Genomic DNA, 18,477 nt, shown 5'->3' with positions numbered 1-18,477 from the left:
TGATGGAGCAGTTCATCGCCTTCGGGATCGTCGGTCTGAGCACCGCGGCGATCTACGCCGTGATCGGCAGCGGCCTGGTGCTAACCTACACCACCACCGGCGTGTTCAACTTCGCCCACGGCGCGGCGGGCATGGTCTCGGCGTTCGTCTACTGGCAATTGTCGGTGGGGTGGGGGTGGCCGGTCCCGTTGGCGCTGGCGGCGGTGCTGCTGGTCTTCGCCCCGGCGTTCGGGATGCTGTTCGGCAAAGCGCTGGCCCCGACCCAGGGGCTCGGCGACGCGGAGAAACTGGTGATGACGATCGCGCTGCTGAGCGGCCTGATCGTGATCGCCCGCTGGGTCTGGGACCCGAACGAATCCCGCACGGTGCCGCGCTTCTTCGCCGACCGGCCCTCCCTGGACCTGGGCGTGGTGACCGTCACCTGGCACCAGGTGCTGACCATGGCCGTCGCGGTGCTCGTCGCGATCGGGCTGCGTATCCTGCTCTACCGCACCAGGACCGGCGCGGAGATGCGGGCGACCGTCGATGACCGGGCGCTGGTCGGCCTCACCGGGGCCGACCCGCGCCGGGCCAACCGCATCGCCTGGATCCTCGGCATCGAACTGGCCGCCATCGGCGGCATCCTCATCGCCCCGATGGTCACCCTGGACGCCGCGCAACTGTCGCTGCTCATCGTCAGCGCCTACACCGCCGCGATCTTCGGGCGGCTGCGCAACCTGCCGATGGTGTTCGTCGGCGCGATCGTGGTCGGTCTGCTGGAGAGCTACCTGACCGGCTACCTCCCGCAGAACGAGTACCTGCCCGGCCTGCGCCTGGCGGCACCCGCGCTGCTGTTGCTGATCGCGCTGCTGGTCTTCCCGCACGGCCGGTTGCGCGGTCGCGACCGCAGACTGGGCGCGGTGCCGCTGCCCGGCATCCGCGGGTCGCTTGCCTTCGCGGCGGTGATCGTCACCTTCGCGGTGATGTTGACGACCATGCTCGACGAACCCGACCTGATCACCTACGGCGCGATGTTCGCCTGGGGCGTGATCGCGCTGTCCTACGTGCCGCTGCTGGGCTTCGCGGGCCAGATCTCGCTGTGCCAGTTGAGTTTCGCGGGCATCGGCGCGGTGGCCTACGCGCACCTCGGCCCGCAGGGGCAGTGGTGGGCGCTGCTCGCCGCGATGGGCATCGCCGCGCTGGTCGGCGCGCTGATCGCGGTGCCCGCGCTGCGACTGTCCGGCGTCTACATGGCGCTGGCCACCGCCGCCTTCGCCGTGATCCTGGACCGCTGGATCTTCACCCTGCCCTCCTTCGAGATCCTGGGCATCCGCATCGCCCTGTTCGACCAGGGCTCGGTCTCCCTCGTCGGACCGGACCTGTTCGGCCTGGAGATCGACAGCACCGCGGGCATCACGATCTTCGCCGCGGTGTGCCTGGCGCTGGCCGGTCTGGCCGTGGTGGCGATGCGGCGCAGTCGATTCGGGCGCGGACTGATCGCCCTGCGCGACAGCGAGGCCGCCTACGCCACCCTCGGCGGCAACCCGCAGACCGCCCGGGTGCTGGTGTTCGCGTTCTCCGCCGCGCTGGCCGGACTGGGCGGCGCCCTCTACGGCATGCAGGTGCGCGCGGTGGCCCCCGAACAGTTCGGCCTGGTCGCCGGACTCCCGATCTTCCTGATCGCCACCATCGCCGGACTCGGCGCGGTGGGGGCGGGCCTGTTCACCGGACTCGTCATCGCGGGTCCGCTGCTGGTGATCCCGGTGCTGTGGCCCGACCTGCTCGACCTGTCGCAGGTGCTGCCCGCGCTCGGCGGCATCCTGTTCGGCGGCGGCGTCCTGCGCCACGGCGCGCTCGCACCGCTGCGCGAGGAATGGCTGCCGATGCTGCGCGATCGGGTGGTCGGGTCGGCGCTGCTGGTCGTCGTCCTGGCCCTGTGGGGTCTGCGGGTGGCCGAGGCCGTCGACGGTTGGAACTTCGTACTCGGCGTGGTCGCCGCGGCCGTCGCCGCCCGGATCTGGCACAGCACCCGCACCCGGCCCGCACCGGAGATCACCGAACCGCCCGTCGAATGGTGGGGCCTGAGCCGACCGTGGAAATCCGAGGACGAGGAGGTGCTCGATCGTGGGGTCACTGCTGGAAGTTGACGACGTCACCGTCGTGTTCGGCGGTCACCGCGCGCTCGACGGCGCGTCGCTGCGCGCCGAGCGCGGGGCGATCACCGGACTGATCGGTCCCAACGGCGCGGGAAAGAGCACCCTGTTCGACGTGATCTGCGGTCTGCGCAACCCCGCGCGCGGCCGCGTCACCCTCGACGGCCGTGACGTGACCAGATCCGGTCCGGCCCGACGGGCCCGGCAGGGTCTGGCTCGGACCTTCCAACGGCTGGAACTGTTCGGCAGGCTGACGGTGCGCGACAACCTGCTGGTCGCCGCCGAACTCGGCCCCGACCGCAAACGGGCCGCCGCCGTCGCCGACGAACTCATCGACCGCCTCGCCCTGCACGAGGTGGCCGACGCGTGCGCCGACGAACTGCCCACCGGCACCGGCCGACTCGTGGAGGTCGGCCGCGCGATCGCCACCCGGCCCGCGCTGGTCCTGCTCGACGAACCCGCCGCCGGACAGGACCCCGCCGAGACCGAGCGCTTCGGCGCCCTGCTGCGCGCGCTCGCCGACGAGGGCACCGCCGTCCTGCTGGTCGAACACGACATGGGCCTGGTGATGGAGGTGTGCGACGAGCTGTTCGTCCTCGATCTGGGCCGGATCATCTGCTCCGGACCGCCCGAGGTCGTCCGCGCCGACACCACCGTGCTGGCCGCCTACCTGGGGGACCTGTGACCACGCGAATCATCCCGGACCCCAAGGTCTCCGACGACGGCACCGCCGCCGCGCCGCTGCTGGCCCTGGAGGGCGTACGCGCCGCCTACGACGCCATCACCGTCCTGCACGGGGTCGACCTCGAAGTCGCGGCGGGACAGGTGCTCACCCTGCTCGGCCCCAACGGGGCCGGGAAGACCACCGCGCTCAACGTCGTCGCGGGAACCCATCCGGTCACCGCCGGACGGCTCGTGCTCGGCGGCCGCGACGTCACCGGGGCGCGCCCCGCGACCTGGCCAGGGCGGGGGTGTGCCTGATCCCCGAGGGACGCGGCGTGTTCCCCAACCTGACCGTGCGCGAGAACCTGCTGATGATGACCTTCACCGGCCGCACCCGCGCCGAGATCGAGGAACTGGCCTTCGATCGGTTCCCCGTCCTCGGACAGCGCGCGAACCAGGTGGCGGGCACCATGTCCGGCGGCGAACAGCAGATGCTGGCCCTGGCCCGCGGCCTGGCCTGCGACCCGGCGGTGCTGCTGCTGGACGAACTGTCGATGGGGTTGGCCCCGTTGGTCGTGGCCGGTCTCTACGAACAGGTCGCCGAGATCGCCCGGCAGGGCGTGGCGGTGCTGGTGGTCGAACAGTTCGCCGCCGCCGTCCTCGACATCGCCGACCACGCGGCGGTCCTGGTGCGCGGGCGCGTGGTGCGCCAGGGACATCCCGACAGTGGCATCCGCGACGAATTGGCAGCCCTCTACCTAGGAAGTCACACCCCATGACCGAGACCCGCGCGGACCGTTTCGTCCGCGAACTCCAGGAACTGAAGATCCCCGACCCGGCCGCGGGCCGCTCGGGACTGTGGCTGCGCGTGGGCATCGCGCTCATGGTCGGCGGACCGGTGGTCGCGGTGCTGGCCTACCTGATGTCGCACGGCACCACCGACCCGTTGGCCCAGCGCGACGCGATCGTGCTGGCGCTGGCCGCCGTCGCGGCCACCATCGTCGGCGCGACGCTGTTCCTGCGCTACTCCCTGACCAACTTCCTGCGGTTCTGGCTGGCCCGGCAGTCCTACGACCTGGACGCCCTCGGCGCCCGGGTCCTCGGCGATCCCCAGCACAACGGCGTGCCCGCACCGCGCTGACGCGAGTCGCGAAAACCGCAGTGCCCCAAGGTGAACGGAGTCCGCAGTGTCCGAAGGCATGAATTTCGAGCTCTCCGAGGATCAGGAGTTGATCCGCTCCTCGGTGGCCGCCCTGTGCCGCAAGTTCGACGACCACTACTGGCAGGAGAAGGACAGCGCCCACGAATTCCCGACGGAGTTCTACGACGCCATCGCCAAGGGCGGCTGGCTCGGGATGACCATCCCGACCGAATACGGCGGCCACGGCCTGGGCATCACCGAGGCCACGCTGCTGGCCGAGGAGGTCTCGCGCTCGGGCGGCGGCATGAACGCCGCCAGTTCGATCCACCTGTCGATCTTCGGCATGCATCCGGTGGTGGTGCACGGCTCCGAGGAACTCAAGGCCCGCACCCTGCCCCGGGTGGCCTCCGGTGACCTGCACATCTGCTTCGGCGTGACCGAACCCGGTGCGGGACTGGACACTCCGCGCATCACCACCTTCGCCCGACGCGACGGCGACCACTACGTGGTCAACGGTCGCAAGGTGTGGATCTCCAAGGCGATGGAGTCGGAGAAGATCCTGCTGCTGACCCGCACCACGCCCTACGACCAGGTGACCCGCAAGACCGACGGCATGACGCTGTTCCTGACCGATCTGGATCGCGCGCACGTCGACATCCGTCCCATCGCCAAGATGGGCCGCAACGCGGTCACCTCCAACGAGTTGTTCATCGACGATCTGCGGATTCCCGTCGAGGACCGGGTGGGCGAGGAGGGCAAGGGCTTCCGCTACCTGCTCGACGGTCTGAACCCGGAGCGGATGCTGATCGCCGCCGAGGCGCTCGGCCTGGGGCGCGTCGCGCTGGACCGCGCGGTGCGCTACGCCAACGAGCGCGTGGTCTTCGACCGGCCCATCGGACGCAACCAGGGCATCCAGTTCCCGCTGGCCGACTCCCTGGCCCACCTCGACGCCGCCGAGTTGATGCTGCGCAAGGCCACCTGGCGCTACGACAACGGCAAACCCTGTGGCCGCGAAGCGAATACGGCCAAATTTCTGTGCGCCGAGGCCGGTTTCACCGCCGCCGACCGGGCGTTGCAGACCCACGGCGGCATGGGCTACGCCGAGGAGTACCACGTCGCCCGCTACTTCCGGGAGGCGCGCGTGATGCGCATCGCCCCGGTCAGTCAGGAAATGATCTTGAACTACTTGGGCACGCACGCCCTTGGACTGCCGAGGAGCTATTGATGGCACAGCCGACGATGTTCGATCTCACCGGGCGCTCGGCCCTGGTCACCGGCGCCGCCGGCGGCATCGGCTCCGCGGTGGCCCAGGCGCTGGCTACTGCGGGGGCCGCCGTGCTGGTCACCGATCGCGACGGCGCGGCGGCCGCCGCGGTCGCGGAGAAGATCACCGGAAACGGTGGTGTCGCGGTCGCTTTCGCCCTCGACGTCACCGACGCCGACGCGGCGGCCGAAGCGGCGCGGCGCGGGGCCGAGCTCACCGAGGGCAAGCTGCACATCGTGGTGAACAACGCCGGGGTGACCGCCCCCGCCATGTTCAAGGACACCACCGCCGAATCGGTGCGCCGACTGTTCGACATCCACGCCCTGGGCACCATCACCGTCTCGCAGGCGGCGCTGCCGTACCTGCCCACCGACGGCACCGGCCGCATCATCAACGTCACCTCGGCGGCCGGGCTCGTCGGCACCCTGGGGCAGGTCAACTACTCCGCCGCCAAGGCGGCCATCCTCGGCATCACCAAATCGCTGGCCAAGGAGTTGGCGCGCAAGCAGATCCTGGTCAACGCGCTGGCCCCGCTCGCGGCCACCCCGATGACCGAGACCATCCGCACCGACGAACGGTTCGCGCCGCAGATGCTGGACCGGATCCTGTTGCGGCGCTGGGCCGAACCCGAGGAGGTGGCGGGCGCGTTCGTCTTCCTCGCCTCCGACGCCGCCTCCTTCATCACCGGGCAGGTGCTGCCGGTGGACGGCGGCACGGTGATCTGATGGACGAGGGCCTATCCGCCGAGCCGAACCCACCCGGGACGGCGCGGTCCGCTCCGCTGGCGGGCATCACCGTGATCGCGCTGGAACAGGCGGTCTCCGCGCCCATGTGCACCCGGACGCTGGCCGATTTCGGGGCCAGGGTCATCAAAGTGGAACACCCCGTCGGCGGCGATTTCGCCCGCCACTACGACGACGTGGTGCTCGGGCAGGCCGCGCATTTCGTCTGGGTCAACCGCGGCAAGGAATCGGTCACCCTCGACCTGAAATCCGCAGCGGGCGTTGCGATCCTGCACGAGTTGCTGAGCCGCGCCGACGTCCTGGTGGCCAATCTCGCCCCGGGCGCGACGGCACGGCTGGGCCTGACCCCCGAACAGCTCGCGAGCCGCTACCCGGCGCTGATCGCCCTGGAGATCGACGGATTCGGCGCGGGCGGGCCGCTGTCGCACAAACGGGCCTACGACCTGTTGGTGCAGGCCGAATCCGGGGTGTGCGCGGTCACCGGCACCGCCGAGGCCCCCGCGAAACCGGGACCGCCGGTCGCCGACGTCACCACGGGACTGTATGCGGCGCTGTCGATCCTGGCCGCGCTGTACCAGCGCGACAGCGCGCGTGGCTCCCGGCGCGGGGCCGAGATCTCGGTGAGCCTGTTCGACACCATGGCCGAGATGATGGGCTACCACCTGACCTACGCCCGGCACTCGGGGATCGACCAGCAGCCTCTCGGGATGAGTTCGCCCGCCGTCGCGCCCTACGGCGCGTACCCGACCCGCGACGGTCACACCGTGCTCCTCGGCACCACCAACGACAAGGAGTGGCAGCGGTTGGCGACCGCGATCCTGGGCCGCCCGGATCTGGCCGCTGACGACCGTTTCGCCACCAACCCGGGCCGCACCCGGCACCGCGCCGAACTCGACGCCGCCATCGGAACCTGGTGCGCCCGGCACGATCTGGCCGAGATCCAGCGCGTCGCCGACGAGGCGGGCATCGGCAACTCCCGCTACAACCGCCCCAGCGATGTGCTCGAGCATCCGCAACTGGCGGCGCGCGGGCGCTGGCGCACGATCGACACCCCGGCGGGGCCGATCCCGTCGCTGCTGCCGCCCGCCGTGGTCGACGGCTACGACCCGCCGATGGGCGCGGTGCCCGGACTCGGCGAGCACACCGAGGCGGTGCTGGCCGAAATGGGTTGGAGCCCGGCCGAGATCGCGGATCTGCGGACCTCGGCCGTGATCGGCGGACCCGCATCCGAGCGGGCGGTCCGATGAGCGAGGACGGCGCGCCGGTGCTGCTGAGCGCCGACCGCGACGGCGTACGCACCCTCACCCTGAACCGCCCGCACCGCCGCAACGCCATCGACGCCGAACTCTGGGCCGCCCTGGCCGAGGCGTTCCGGGCGGCCGCGGGCGACCGCTCGGTGCGCGCGCTGGTGCTGACCGGTGCGGGCGGCGCGTTCTGTTCCGGCGCGGACATCTCGACACCGGACAACACGCACCCGACCTACCGCATGCGCGCCCTCACCGACGTGGCCGTGCTGCTGCACGAACTGCCGCTGCCCACCGTCGCCAAGGTCGTCGGTCCGGCCGTGGGCGCGGGCTGGAATCTGGCGCTGGGCTGCGATCTGGTGGTGGCCACCCCCGAATCCGGTTTCGCCCAGGTGTTCACCGCGCGCGGGCTCACCCTCGATCTCGGCGGGTCCTGGTTGCTGCCCCGACTCGTCGGCATGCAGCAGGCCAAACGGCTCACGCTGCTGGCCGAGACCATCGACGCCGCGCAGGCCCGCGACCTGGGCCTGGTCACCTGGGTGGTCCCCGGTGACGAGATCGACGCCTTCACCGACGATCTCGCGCGTCGACTGGCCGCCGGACCGCCGGTGGCGCTGGCCCAGACCAAGGCGCTGCTGCACGAGGGCGCCGACACCACCCTGCGTCAGGCGCTGGCCGCCGAGGCCCGCGCGCAGGGACTGAATTTCGCCACGGCCGACGCGCCGGAAGCCTTCGCCGCGTTCGCCGAACGGCGGGAACCGCGTTTCACCGGACGCTGGACGGTGCACCGCCCGCCGATCCGCCCCTCCTCCGAGAACGGGAGTTGATCCATGCCCGAGGTAGTCATCGCCGCCGCGGTCCGCACCGCCGTCGGCAAGCGCAACGGCGGACTCGCCGGCGTCCACCCGGCCGACCTGTCCGCGCTGGTACTGAACGCGCTGGTCGAGCGCACCGGCCTCGATCCCGCGGTCGTGGACGACGTCATCTGGGGGTGTGTGTCCCAGGTGGGCGACCAGTCGAGCAATATCGGCCGCTACGCCGTCCTGGCGGCGGGGTGGCCGGAGAGCGTGCCGGGGACGACGGTCAACCGCGCCTGCGGGTCGAGTCAGCAGGCCCTGGACTTCGCCGCGCAGGCCGTGCTGTCCGGTCAACAGGAGGTGGTGGTCGCGGGCGGCGTCGAGTCGATGAGCCGGGTGCCGCTCGGCGCGGCCAAGACCGGCGGCGCGCCCTACGGACCGCGCGCGCTGGCCCGCTACGACGAATTCGCCTTCAACCAGGGCGTCTCGGCCGAACTCATCGCCGAGAAGTGGGGTTTCGACCGCGCCCGGGTCGACGAGTTCTCGGTGCTCTCGCACGAACTGGCCGCCGCCGCCCAGGACGCGGGCGCGTTCGCCGACCAGATCGTGCCGGTCGACACGGAGGACGGCGTGGTCGCGGCCGACGAAGGCATCCGGCGCGGCACCACCGTCGAGAAACTGGCCGGGTTGAAGACGGTCTTCCGGGAGGACGGCGTCATCCACGCGGGCAACTCCTCGCAGATCTCCGACGGCGCGGCCGCGCTGCTGCTGACCACCCCGGACAAGGCCCGCGAACTCGGCCTGACACCGCTGGCCCGGTACCGGGCGGGCGCGGTGGCGGGCTCGGACCCGGTGCTCATGCTCACCGGCCCGATCCCGGCCACCGAGAAGGTGCTGCGCAAGGCAGGTCTGGCCCTGTCCGACATCGGTGTGTTCGAGGTCAACGAGGCGTTCGCCCCGGTACCGCTGGCCTGGCTGGCCGAGACCGGCGCCGACCCCGCCCTGCTCAACCCGCTCGGCGGCGCGATCGCGCTGGGCCACCCGCTCGGCGGGTCCGGTGCGGTGCTGATGACCCGAATGCTGCACCACATGCGCGACAAGGGGATTCGCTACGGCCTGCAAACCATGTGCGAGGGCGGCGGCACCGCCAACGCCACCGTCGTGGAACTGCTCGGGTAGGAGATCCGGTGCGTCGCGAACTGTTCACCCCGGACCACGAGGCGTTCCGGGACCTGGTGCGCACTTTCGTCGAGAAGCAGGTGGCGCCGAACTACGCCGCCTGGGAAGCCGCCGGGCGGATGCCGCGCGAGATCTTCACCGAGATGGGCGGACTCGGTATGCTCGGCATCGCGCTGCCCGAGGAGTACGGCGGTGCGGGATTGCGCGACTACCGCTACAACGTGATCCTGCAGGAGGAGGCCTACCGCGCCCAGGTCACCCTCGGGACGGTGCGCACCCAACTCGACGTGATCCTGCCGTACTTCCTGGAGTACGCCGACGCCGAGCAGCGCGCCCGCTGGTTCCCGGGCCTGGCCGCGGGGAGTTTGCTCACCGCCGTCGCGATGACCGAACCCGGCACCGGTTCGGATCTGGCCGGGATGCGCACCAGCGCGGTCCGCGACGGGGACGACTACATCCTCAACGGGGCCAAGACCTTCATCACCGGCGGTCTGCTCGCCGATCTGGTGATCGTGGTGGCGCGCACGTCCACCGACCCCGACAACCGGCGCGCGGGCCTGACCCTGCTGGTGGTCGAGGACGGCATGCCCGGCTTCGAGCGCGGGCGGATGCTGGAGAAGATGGGCTGCAAGGTGCAGGACACCATGGAGTTGTCGTTCACCGACGTCCGGGTGCCCGCGCGCAACCGTCTCGGCGAGGAGGGCGCGGCCTTCGGCTACCTGGGCCACAATCTGCCGCAGGAACGTCTGACCGTGGCCGTCGGTTCGGTCGCCCAAGCCCGCGCCGCGATCGCCGCGACCATCGACTACACCAAGCAGCGCAAGGCGTTCGGCACGCCGGTGGCCTCGTTCCAGAACACCAAATTCGAGTTGGCGGCGATGTCGGCGGAAGTGGAGGCCGCGCAGACGATGATCGACCGCGCGGTGCTGGACCTGGTCGACGGGGTGCTCTCCGGCGCGGACGCGGCCCGGGTGAAATTGTTCTGCACCGAGATCCAGGCCCGCGTGGTGGATCGTTGCCTGCAATTGTTCGGCGGCTACGGCTACATGATGGAATATCCCATCGCCCGGCTCTACACCGACGCGCGCGTGGCACGGATCTACGCGGGGACCAGCGAAGTCATGAAGATGATCGTCGCCCGGGACCTCGGCCTGTCCTGAGCGACGATCGCTGCTGTTCCTAGGAAGGGTCGTACCCGAGAACGCCTTTGATCTCCAGGTATTCGTGGAAGCCGAATTCGCCCCACTCCCGGCCGTTGCCGCTCTTGCGATACCCGCCGAAGGGGCAGTGGAAATCGAAGGCGTCGTTGATCGAGACCCAGCCCGAGCGCACGCGCCGCGCCAGCGCTCGGGCTGTCTCGAGATCGGCGCCCGCGATATTGGCGGCCAGTCCGTACTCGGTGTCGTTGGCGATCTCCACCGCGTGGTCGAGATCGTCGTAGGCGATGATCGTCAGCACCGGGCCGAAGATCTCCTCGCGCGCGATCGTCATGTCGTTGGTGACCTCGGCGAAGACCGTCGGCTTGACGTAGTAGCCGCGATCCAGGCCCTCGGGCCTGCCGGGACCGCCCGCGACCACCGTCGCGCCTTCATCGATGGCCGTGCGGATCAGGGACTGGATCTTGTCGAACTGGCGGGCCGAGACCACCGGACCGATGGTGACCTCGCCGTGCGGATCGCCCACGGTCACCGCGTCGGCGGCCACCTTCGCGGCGGCGACGGCCTCCTCCACCCGGTGCCGTGGCACCAGCAGGCGCGTCAGCGCGCTACAGGTCTGCCCCGAGTTGGCGACCAGCGTGCCGACCGCGCTGCCGACGTTCGCGGCCAACGCCTCGTCGTCGAGCACGATGTTGGCGCCCTTGCCGCCGAGTTCCTGGGTGACGCGTTTGACGCCCGCGGCGGCGTTGCGCGCGATCTCGATTCCGGCCCGGGTCGACCCGGTGAACGAGACCATGTCCACCTCGGGGTGCGAGGAGAGCGGCACGCCGACGTTCGGCCCGTCGCCCTGCACGAGGTTGAAGACACCGGCGGGAACCCCCGCGGCGTCGAGGATCTCGGCGAACACCGCACCGGAGAACGGCGACTGCTCGGAGGGTTTGAGTACGACGGTGCAGCCCGCGGCCAAGGCGGGGAACACCTTCACCGCGATCTGGTTCAGCGGCCAGTTCCACGGCGTGATGAGTCCACAGACCCCGATGGGCTCCTTCACGATCAGGGTCGCCCCGCGCCGCTCCTCGAAGGCGAAGGTCTCCAGGATTTCGATGACCGTGGCGAGGTGGCCCGCGCCGAGATCGACCTGGAAGCCACCCGCCAGCGCGGCGGGCGCGCCCATCTCGGCGGTCAGCGCGGCGGCGAGATCGGCGCGGCGGCGCTCGTATTCGACGCCGATCGCCCGCAGCACCGCGAGTCGGTCCGCGACCGAGGTCGCCGACCAGGCGGGGAACGCGGCGCGCGCGGCCGTGACCGCCCGGTCGACGTCGGCCGCGGACCCCTGCGCGACCGTGCCCGCGACCTCCTCGGTCGCCGGATCGATCACCTCGAACACCGCCGGACCCGCCGGGGCGGTCCAGGTGCCGCCGATGTAGAAGCTGGACAGTGTGCGCACGACTACTGCGTCCCTTCGGCATACCAGGTACGGAACTCGTCGTAGCTGGGCATTTCCTCTGAATTGGCTTTCGGGTCGACCACCACGTGCACCACGCCGGGTCGGCCGGAGGCGAACGCGCGTTTGATCGCGGGGGCGATGTCCTCGTCGCGGTCGACGTATTCGCCGTGGCAGCCGAAACCCTCGGCGACCTTGTCCAAGCGGGTCGCGGTGCTCCAGTGCGTGCCGGTCTCGCGCGAACCCTGGCCGAAGGTCCGCTTGTAGACGCCGACTTCGAGACCCCACGCGTAGTCGACGGCGACCACGCACACCAGCGGCAGGTTCAGCCGCGCGGCGGTCTCGAGTTCGGCGATCTGGAACTGGAACGAGGAGTCGCCGGTCACCAGCATCACCGGGCGCTTGCGGCCCTCGGCCACGGACGCGCCCACGGCGTAGGGCAGGCCGGTGCCGAGGTGGCCGAAGTTCTGGTTCCAGATGACGTCGTGCGGTTTGGCCTGCGAGTAGGTCCACCCGAAGATCGTGGTGGCACCGCCGTCGCGGACCATGATGCCGTCCGCGGGAAAGGCTTTCGTCGCCTCCACGATGAGTCGCGCGGGATGCACGGGGGAGCGGCCGGAGGGCGCGGTCTCGGCCAGTTCGGCGAGGCGGGCGGCGTCCTGTTCGATCCAGCGGGCCAGGTCGGGTCCGGCGGTGCGCGGCGTGTCGCGCAGCGCGTCCACCAACTGCGGGACCACCGCGCGCAGATCGCCGACCAACGGAACGTCGATGGGCCGATTGACCCCGATGGCGGTCGGATCCTGTTCCACCAGAATCCATTTCCGGTCGGCTTCGTTGGCGGCCCAGTGCCTGCCGCGACCGTAGTGCACGGGTTCGCCGAGTTCGGTGCCCAGCGCCACGCACAGATCCGATCCCACGACGGCCTCCACCGCGGCGGGAGAGAAGCCGTAGGGGAAGGTGCGGTCCTCGAGCCCTTCGATGTAGGAGGTGCCGCCGGAGGTCTGGATCACCGGGCAGGCCATGAGTTCGGCCAGTTCGCGCACCGCCGCGCCGGAACGGGTGGTGTGCACGCCGTGACCCGCCAGCAAGACCGGGCTCTTGGCGGCGCGGATCAGCGCCGCCGCCTCGGCGATCCTGTCACCGCCCGCGGTCTGCCCGACCAGTCGGTAACGGTGCGGCGCCAACGGTTCCGGGACGTCCAACTCCTCGAGGATCACGTGCGAGGGGTATTCGATGTAGACCGGGCCGGGCGTGCCCGACAGCGCCTTGCGCAGACCCTCGCGGATGATCTCGTCGGTCTGGTCGGCGTATTCGATACTGGCCGTGTACTTCACCGACGGCTCGAACAGCGCTGCCTGGGTGACGAATTGGATGCGGCCGCGGCGCACCCGCTGCTCGGTGATCCGGGCTCGCTGGCCGCCGAGGAAGATGACCGGGGAGTTCTCCACCTTGGCGCACATCATCGCGCCCGCCAGATTGGCGACGCCGGGGCCCAGGGTGCCGATGCACACCGCGGCCCGCCCGGTCATCCGGGACACCGCCTCGGCCATGAACCCCGCCGATTCCTCGTGGTGCGGGGCGATCACGTTCCACCCGCGCTCCTCGGCGAGGTGGAACATGTGCACGAAATTCGGATCGGGGATGCCGAAGATCGTGTCGATGCCCTCGGCCTCGAAGAGCTGGAGAATACGTTCAAAGACCTTGACCGACATGCCGTAGCGCCTCCGTGGCTAGTGCGAAACTCTTCCTCAGGTGATCGACGTGCCCGGTCGCGGTGGGCAGGACCCAGGAATCCGCCGTGTCCCGGATCTCGTCGATGCGTTCGCCGACCTGCTCGACCGTCCACGCGGGCTGGTACACCCCGGGGGTCTCGGCGATGTAGGCCCGCGCGACCCGTCCGGCGACCGCGACGAACATCTCGCCGCTGACCGAACAGGATTCGTGCGCGAGCCAGCCGACGGCGGGCGCCGTCAGCTCGGGGCCCATGGGCGGATAGGCGGAGGTGTCCAGCCCGTCGGCCAACCGCGTGACCGCGGCGGGCACGATGACGTTGCTGCGCACCCCCGATTCGGCCCCTTCCAGGGCGATCACATTGGACAGGCCGATCATCCCGGCCTTGGCGACCGCGTAGTTGGCCACGCCCTTGTTGCCGTAGAGCCCGCCGATCGAGGAGGTGAGCACGACGCGGCCGTAGCCCGCGTCGGCGAGCACCGGGAACGCGGGCCGCACCACGTGGAACGCGCCGCGCAGGTGCACGTCCAGCACCGCCTCGAAATCCTCGTGGGTGAGCTCGCGCAGCGACCCGTAGCGCACGTTCCCGGCGTTGTGGATCACGATGTCGAGCCGCCCGAACCGCTCGAGCGCGCAGGCCACGATGGCCCGCCCGCCCTCGGCCGTGGCCACCGAATCGGTGTTGGCCACGGCCGTGCCGCCCGCCGCCTCGATCTCGGCGACGACCTCCGCGGCCGGACTGCCCTCCACGGTGTCACCGCGCACCGTGCTACCCAGGTCGTTGACCACCACCCGGGCCCCGCGGGCGGCGAGCAGCAGCGCGTACTCGCGCCCGAGCCCGCGGCCCGCTCCGGTGACGACCGCGACGCGGCCGTCGTAGCGAAGTTCCGCCACGGCGTCCCTCACTTGTCCAAGGTCAGGCCGGACAGCTCACCGGTCTCGCGCCAGGCCTGCAACACGTCCTCGAAGGCGTAGAAGCCGGGCCAGTACGGTTCGCCCAGGTGCGAGCGGATCTGCTTCTCGCCCTCGTTGTTGTAGTAGCCGGGCGTGCATTCGCGCTGGAAGGAGGTGTTGTCCACCGCGGTCTCGCGCACGGTCGCGCACCACTGCTCGACCGCTTCGGCCGTCGGCTCGACCGAGGTGGCCCCGGTGGCCTGGGCCCGCGCCAGGATGTAGGCGATGTGGCGGGCCTGCTGGTCGAACATGTCGGTGGTGCTGGCCGTGACGCCGCCCTGGATGAACCCGGTGAAGAAGATGTTCGGGAACCCGCGGGTCGTCAGGCCGTGCAGCGTGGAGTACCCGTCGGCCCAGTGCTCGTAGAGCGAGAGTCCGTCGCGGCCGGTGAACGGCGCGATCCCGAGGCGGCGGTCCAGATCGGTGGTGATCTCGAATCCGCTGGCGAAGATGAGGCAGTCCACCTCGTGCTCGACGCCGTCGGCGATCACGCCCGTCGCCGTGATCCGTTCCACGCCTTTGGTCTTCGAGACGTCGACCAGGGTGACGTTGTCGCGGTTGAAGGTCGGCAAGTAGTCGTCGTTGAAACACGGCCGCTTGCACAGGAACCGGTAGTACGGCTTGAGTTTGGCCGCGGTCGCCGGATCGCGCACGATCGCGTCCACGCGCTGCCGCACCCGCTCCATCGCCTTGTAGTCCTCGATCTCGCGCAGTTCCATGAACTTCTCGGGCGTCAGCGTCGCCCAACCGCCGGTGGCGCTCAGGTGCGCCTCCACGTTGCGGCTCACCTCGGTCCAGCCGTCGCAGATCAGGTCGGGCTGGCCCGGCGCGAACGCCTCGAACGCGGCGGTGTGGAAGTTGCGCTTGCGTTCCCGGGTCCAGCCCGGTCGCAGCGTGGCGGCCCACTCCGGATCGGTCGGGACGTCGCCGCGCTCGTAGATGTAGGACGGCGTGCGCTGGAAGACGTAGAGGTGGGCCGCGGACCTCGCCAGGTGCGGGATGACCTGGATGCCGCTGGCGCCGGTGCCGATCACCGCGACCCGCTTGTCCGCCAACCCGGTCAGCTCGCCGTTCATGCCGCCGCCGGTGTACTCGTAGTCCCAGCGGGCGCTGTGGAAGGTGTGCCCCCGGAACTCCGAGATCCCGGGAATGCCGGGCAGTTTCGGCTTGTTGAACGGGCCCTGCGCCATGATGACGTGACGGGCGCGCAGATCGTCGCCGCGATCGGTGCCGACCCGCCAGCGCCTGCTCGGCTCGTCCCACTCCAGCGAGCGCACCAGCGTGCTGAAGATCGCGCGCTCGTAGAGGTTGTAGTGCTTGCCGATGCGCTGGGCGTGCTCGAAGCACTCGTCGCCGCGCGCGTACTTCTCCTTGGGGAGGTAGCCGGTCTCCTCGAGCAGCGGGAGGTAGGCGTAGCTGTCGGTGTCGCACTGGATGCCCGGATAGCGGTTCCAGTACCACGCGCCGCCGAAATCGCCCGCCAGTTCGATGATCCGGAAATCGGTGACCCCGGCCTCCACCAGGCGCGCGGCGGCGATGAGTCCCGCCCAGCCGCCGCCGAGGATCGCCACCCCGATCTCGCCGGTGAGCGGTTCGCGCGGTTCGACGGTGGTGTACGGGTCGCCCTCGTAGAAGGACTCGAAGCCGTCCTCGGTCACCAGGTACTGGCCCTGGCCCTCGGTGCGCAGTCGCTTGTCGCGTTCGGCGAGGTAGCGTTCGCGCAGGGCGTGCAGGTCGATCTCGGGGGTCCGCGTGGGGGCGCAGTCGGTCATGGGTGTGGTTCCTCGTTCGCTGGGTTCAGGTCAGATCGGTGGGCGCGCCGGTGCCCATGTACCGCGCGAGATTGTGGTGCAGGTTCACCACGCTGCGCTCCCGGTACGGGTTGGGCCGCGGCCCCGCGAAGCCGCGCGACTTCATGCCCTGCTGCACGGCCGCCATGTTGTCGAAGTCCTGCGGCAGCACGGTGCGCCAGCCGGGATCGCCGACGGGGGTGTACTCCCATTCGGTCTCGGGTTCCTGGCCTTCGGGGAACAACTCGAAGACCGCGGCCTCGAACACGCACTTGTCCGGGTCGACGCCGTAGGGCCGGAACCGGTAGCACAGCATGTTGTTCACGGCGTGGCCGATCTGGAAGTTCGGGAAGATCTGCCACGCCGTGCCCGCCTGGGCCACCACCGACGGATCGACCTTGGGCCAATCCACCCCGCGTGCTTGGTCTTCCGCGCGCGCGGTGTCGAGCCAGTAGCGCAGCACCTGGTCGCTCGGCGTCCCCTCGGGCAGTTCGTCGACCAGACGGTTCGCGACGTCGACCAGGGTGCGCGTGGTGTTGGTGTTGGCGTTCTCCCAGGTGAAGTTCTGGAGCGTGGCCGTGGAGACGCGGGCGTCGGCCCCGCCGCCCACGCGCAGCTTGGCCTGGTTCTCCTCCATGCCCTTCGGCGCGTCGTAGCCGATGTTGGAATGCTTGCCCTGCGCGCGGGCCCAGCCCAGGAAGCTGCCGAAATTGGCGAATTCGGGATGGGTGTAGGGCACGTGGTAGGTCTCCATGAACGCCTCGAAGGCGACCTTCCAGTTGCAGTCGAACTCCACCCAGCGCCGCCACCGGTAGCGCATCTTCTCCAACTCGAAGTGCTCGAGCAGCGAGGCGGCCGGTTGCAGGTAGTCGCGCAGCGATTCGGCCTCGGGGTCCATGGTGATCCACAGCCAGCCGCCCCAGGTGTCCACGCGCACCTGGTTCAGGCCGTCGTCACCCTCGGTCAGACCGCAGGTCCAGTCCTCGCGCTCGGGGACGAAGGTGTTGCGGCCCTCGAGGTCGTAGCGCCACCCGTGGAATCCGCAGACGAACTGCTTGGCGCTGCCGCGGGCGTCGTGCGCGCCCGGCGGGGTGTCGACCAGTCGGCGGCCGCGGTGCGCGCACACGTTGTGGTAGGCGCGGAAGGTGTCCGGTGCGGTGCGCACCACCAGGATCGAGTCGTTCATGATGTCGTAGGTCAGGTAGTTGCCGACCCGCGGGATCTCCTCGACGCGGCCGACCTGCTGCCACACCTTCGCCCACAGTCGGTCGCCCTCGGCGCGCGCGTAGTCGGGGGAGATGTAGGCGTCGACGCCGATGAGCGTCGGGGTCGACAGCGGTTCGGTGGTGTTCTCGGCGGTTTCGGTCATGACATTCTCCCGATCGGTGTCAGCGGGTGATCGCGGCCCGGAACTCCTCGTTCTCCAGGAACAGCGAGGTGTTGTCGGCGCCCAGGTGGGTCCATTTGAGGTTCAGGCCGCCGTCGACCAGCAGCGTCTGGCCGGTGAGGTAGCTCGACAGGTCCGAGAGCAGGAACAGGATCGGCCCGGCCTGCTCCTCGGGCGTGCCGCGGCGGCCCATGGCGATGGCGGTGCGGTCGCGCTCGGGATCGTCGCCGACGTAGGCCGTGGAGGCCGGGGTCGCGGTGACGCCGGGCGCCACCGCGTTCACCCGGATGCCTGCCTGGGCCAGTTCGACCGCCAGCGTGCGGGTCGCGGCGACCAGCGCGGCTTTCGCGGTGCCGTAGGCGATGTGGAACGGCGCGGTGTTCATGCCGCTGATCGAGGACAGCGACACGATCGACCCCGGCCTGCCCGCCGCGCGCAACTCGGCGGCGACGGCCTGGCTGAGGAAGAACATGGTTTCCAAGTTCTGCGCGAACAGCGCGCGCCAGTCCGCGCGGGTGACCCGGGTGGCGGGCATCCACGTGCCCGGCGCGGCACCGCCCGCGATGTTGACCAGGCCGTGCAACTCGCCGTCGGCGGCGCGGGCGTGGTCGAGGATCGTCGCGATCCCGTCCTCGGAACCCGCGTCGGCGGCCACCGGTATCACCGAAAGTCCTTCGGCGGCAAGTGGTTTAACGTGCGTCGCCAGATTCTCCTTGCCCCGGCTGACCGCGATCACGGTCGCGCCCGCCCTGGCCACGAGTCGGGTCACCGCGGTGCCGATGCCGCCGCCGCCCGCGCCCGCCACGATCACCACGCGACCGTCGAGGCCGAGATCGATGTCGGTCATCGCG

At 70.4% G+C, this 18,477-nt stretch carries 15 protein-coding genes and 1 pseudogene; 10 read left to right on the top strand and 6 right to left on the bottom strand.

From position 1 onward, the window contains the following. Positions 1-2: 2 nt before the first annotated feature. The 10 genes and pseudogenes from ON30_RS34695 to ON30_RS34650 all read left to right on the top strand — a co-directional run bounded on the left by ON30_RS34695 (position 3) and on the right by ON30_RS34650 (position 10,323). Positions 3-2,126 carry a branched-chain amino acid ABC transporter permease gene (locus tag ON30_RS34695; protein WP_040714602.1) on the top strand — a complete coding sequence of 708 codons (2,124 nt, stop codon included), beginning with the start codon at positions 3-5 and terminating at the stop codon, positions 2,124-2,126. Next, positions 2,104-2,817, top strand: a complete 714-nt coding sequence (locus ON30_RS34690) for an ABC transporter ATP-binding protein (protein ID WP_040714600.1) — start codon at positions 2,104-2,106, stop codon at positions 2,815-2,817. The genes ON30_RS34695 and ON30_RS34690 overlap by 23 nt, the downstream gene beginning before the upstream one ends. Positions 2,818-2,873: 56 nt before the next feature. Further along, a pseudogene (locus ON30_RS34685) lies at positions 2,874-3,574 on the top strand (ABC transporter ATP-binding protein). Next, complete coding sequence (locus ON30_RS34680) at positions 3,571-3,936, top strand: hypothetical protein (RefSeq protein ID WP_051030429.1); 366 nt, start codon at positions 3,571-3,573, stop codon at positions 3,934-3,936. The pseudogene ON30_RS34685 and the gene ON30_RS34680 overlap by 4 nt, the downstream one beginning before the upstream one ends. 58 nt (positions 3,937-3,994) lie before the next feature. Next, positions 3,995-5,161 (top strand): acyl-CoA dehydrogenase family protein, encoded by a 1,167-nt coding sequence (locus ON30_RS34675; RefSeq protein ID WP_040714599.1) that lies wholly within the window; start codon positions 3,995-3,997, stop codon positions 5,159-5,161. Next, positions 5,161-5,925, top strand: coding sequence for an SDR family NAD(P)-dependent oxidoreductase (locus ON30_RS34670; protein WP_040714597.1), 765 nt, complete (start codon positions 5,161-5,163; stop codon positions 5,923-5,925). The genes ON30_RS34675 and ON30_RS34670 overlap by 1 nt, the downstream gene beginning before the upstream one ends. Then, on the top strand, positions 5,925-7,190 hold the full coding sequence (locus ON30_RS34665; protein ID WP_051030427.1) for a CaiB/BaiF CoA transferase family protein: 1,266 nt from the start codon (positions 5,925-5,927) through the stop codon (positions 7,188-7,190). Before ON30_RS34670 ends, ON30_RS34665 begins: the two co-directional genes overlap by 1 nt. Continuing rightward, entirely contained in the window at positions 7,187-8,014 is an 828-nt protein-coding gene (locus ON30_RS34660; RefSeq protein WP_040714596.1) for an enoyl-CoA hydratase/isomerase family protein, read from the top strand. The genes ON30_RS34665 and ON30_RS34660 overlap by 4 nt, the downstream gene beginning before the upstream one ends. 3 nt (positions 8,015-8,017) lie before the next feature. Further along, the gene (locus ON30_RS34655) at positions 8,018-9,163 is read left to right on the top strand and encodes a thiolase family protein (RefSeq protein WP_040714594.1); all 1,146 of its coding nucleotides are present in this window, start codon (positions 8,018-8,020) and stop codon (positions 9,161-9,163) included. Between the two features lie 8 nt (positions 9,164-9,171). Beyond that, positions 9,172-10,323 (top strand): acyl-CoA dehydrogenase family protein, encoded by a 1,152-nt coding sequence (locus ON30_RS34650; RefSeq protein WP_040714593.1) that lies wholly within the window; start codon positions 9,172-9,174, stop codon positions 10,321-10,323. A 19-nt stretch (positions 10,324-10,342) separates the two neighbouring features. Here ON30_RS34650 and ON30_RS34645 read toward each other — a convergent pair whose 3' ends face one another. From ON30_RS34645 to ON30_RS34620, 6 genes are read right to left on the bottom strand one after another with little or no spacing between them, the layout of a single operon-like run. Continuing rightward, positions 10,343-11,767: an aldehyde dehydrogenase family protein gene (locus ON30_RS34645; RefSeq protein ID WP_040714592.1), complete on the bottom strand. Its 1,425-nt coding sequence runs from the start codon at positions 11,765-11,767 to the stop codon at positions 10,343-10,345. Between the two features lie 2 nt (positions 11,768-11,769). Further along, positions 11,770-13,476, bottom strand: coding sequence for a thiamine pyrophosphate-binding protein (locus tag ON30_RS34640; RefSeq protein ID WP_040714590.1), 1,707 nt, complete (start codon positions 13,474-13,476; stop codon positions 11,770-11,772). Further along, the gene (locus ON30_RS34635) at positions 13,457-14,389 is read right to left on the bottom strand and encodes an SDR family NAD(P)-dependent oxidoreductase (RefSeq protein WP_040714677.1); all 933 of its coding nucleotides are present in this window, start codon (positions 14,387-14,389) and stop codon (positions 13,457-13,459) included. The genes ON30_RS34640 and ON30_RS34635 overlap by 20 nt, the downstream gene beginning before the upstream one ends. Before the next feature lie 8 nt (positions 14,390-14,397). After that, the gene (locus ON30_RS34630) at positions 14,398-16,221 is read right to left on the bottom strand and encodes a flavin-containing monooxygenase (protein ID WP_040714589.1); all 1,824 of its coding nucleotides are present in this window, start codon (positions 16,219-16,221) and stop codon (positions 14,398-14,400) included. Between the two features lie 25 nt (positions 16,222-16,246). Beyond that, complete coding sequence (locus ON30_RS34625; RefSeq protein WP_040714587.1) at positions 16,247-17,608, bottom strand: aromatic ring-hydroxylating oxygenase subunit alpha; 1,362 nt, start codon at positions 17,606-17,608, stop codon at positions 16,247-16,249. A gap of 19 nt (positions 17,609-17,627) precedes the next feature. After that, on the bottom strand, positions 17,628-18,473 hold the full coding sequence (locus ON30_RS34620) for an SDR family NAD(P)-dependent oxidoreductase (RefSeq protein ID WP_040714586.1): 846 nt from the start codon (positions 18,471-18,473) through the stop codon (positions 17,628-17,630). Positions 18,474-18,477: the final 4 nt, after the last annotated feature.

Origin of the sequence: Nocardia takedensis NBRC 100417 (genome assembly GCF_000308695.1) — a bacterium.
GTDB lineage: Bacteria > Actinomycetota > Actinomycetes > Mycobacteriales > Mycobacteriaceae > Nocardia > Nocardia takedensis.
Note: the sequence above shows the minus strand (reverse complement) of the source record. Positions and strands in the feature narration are given on the sequence as shown.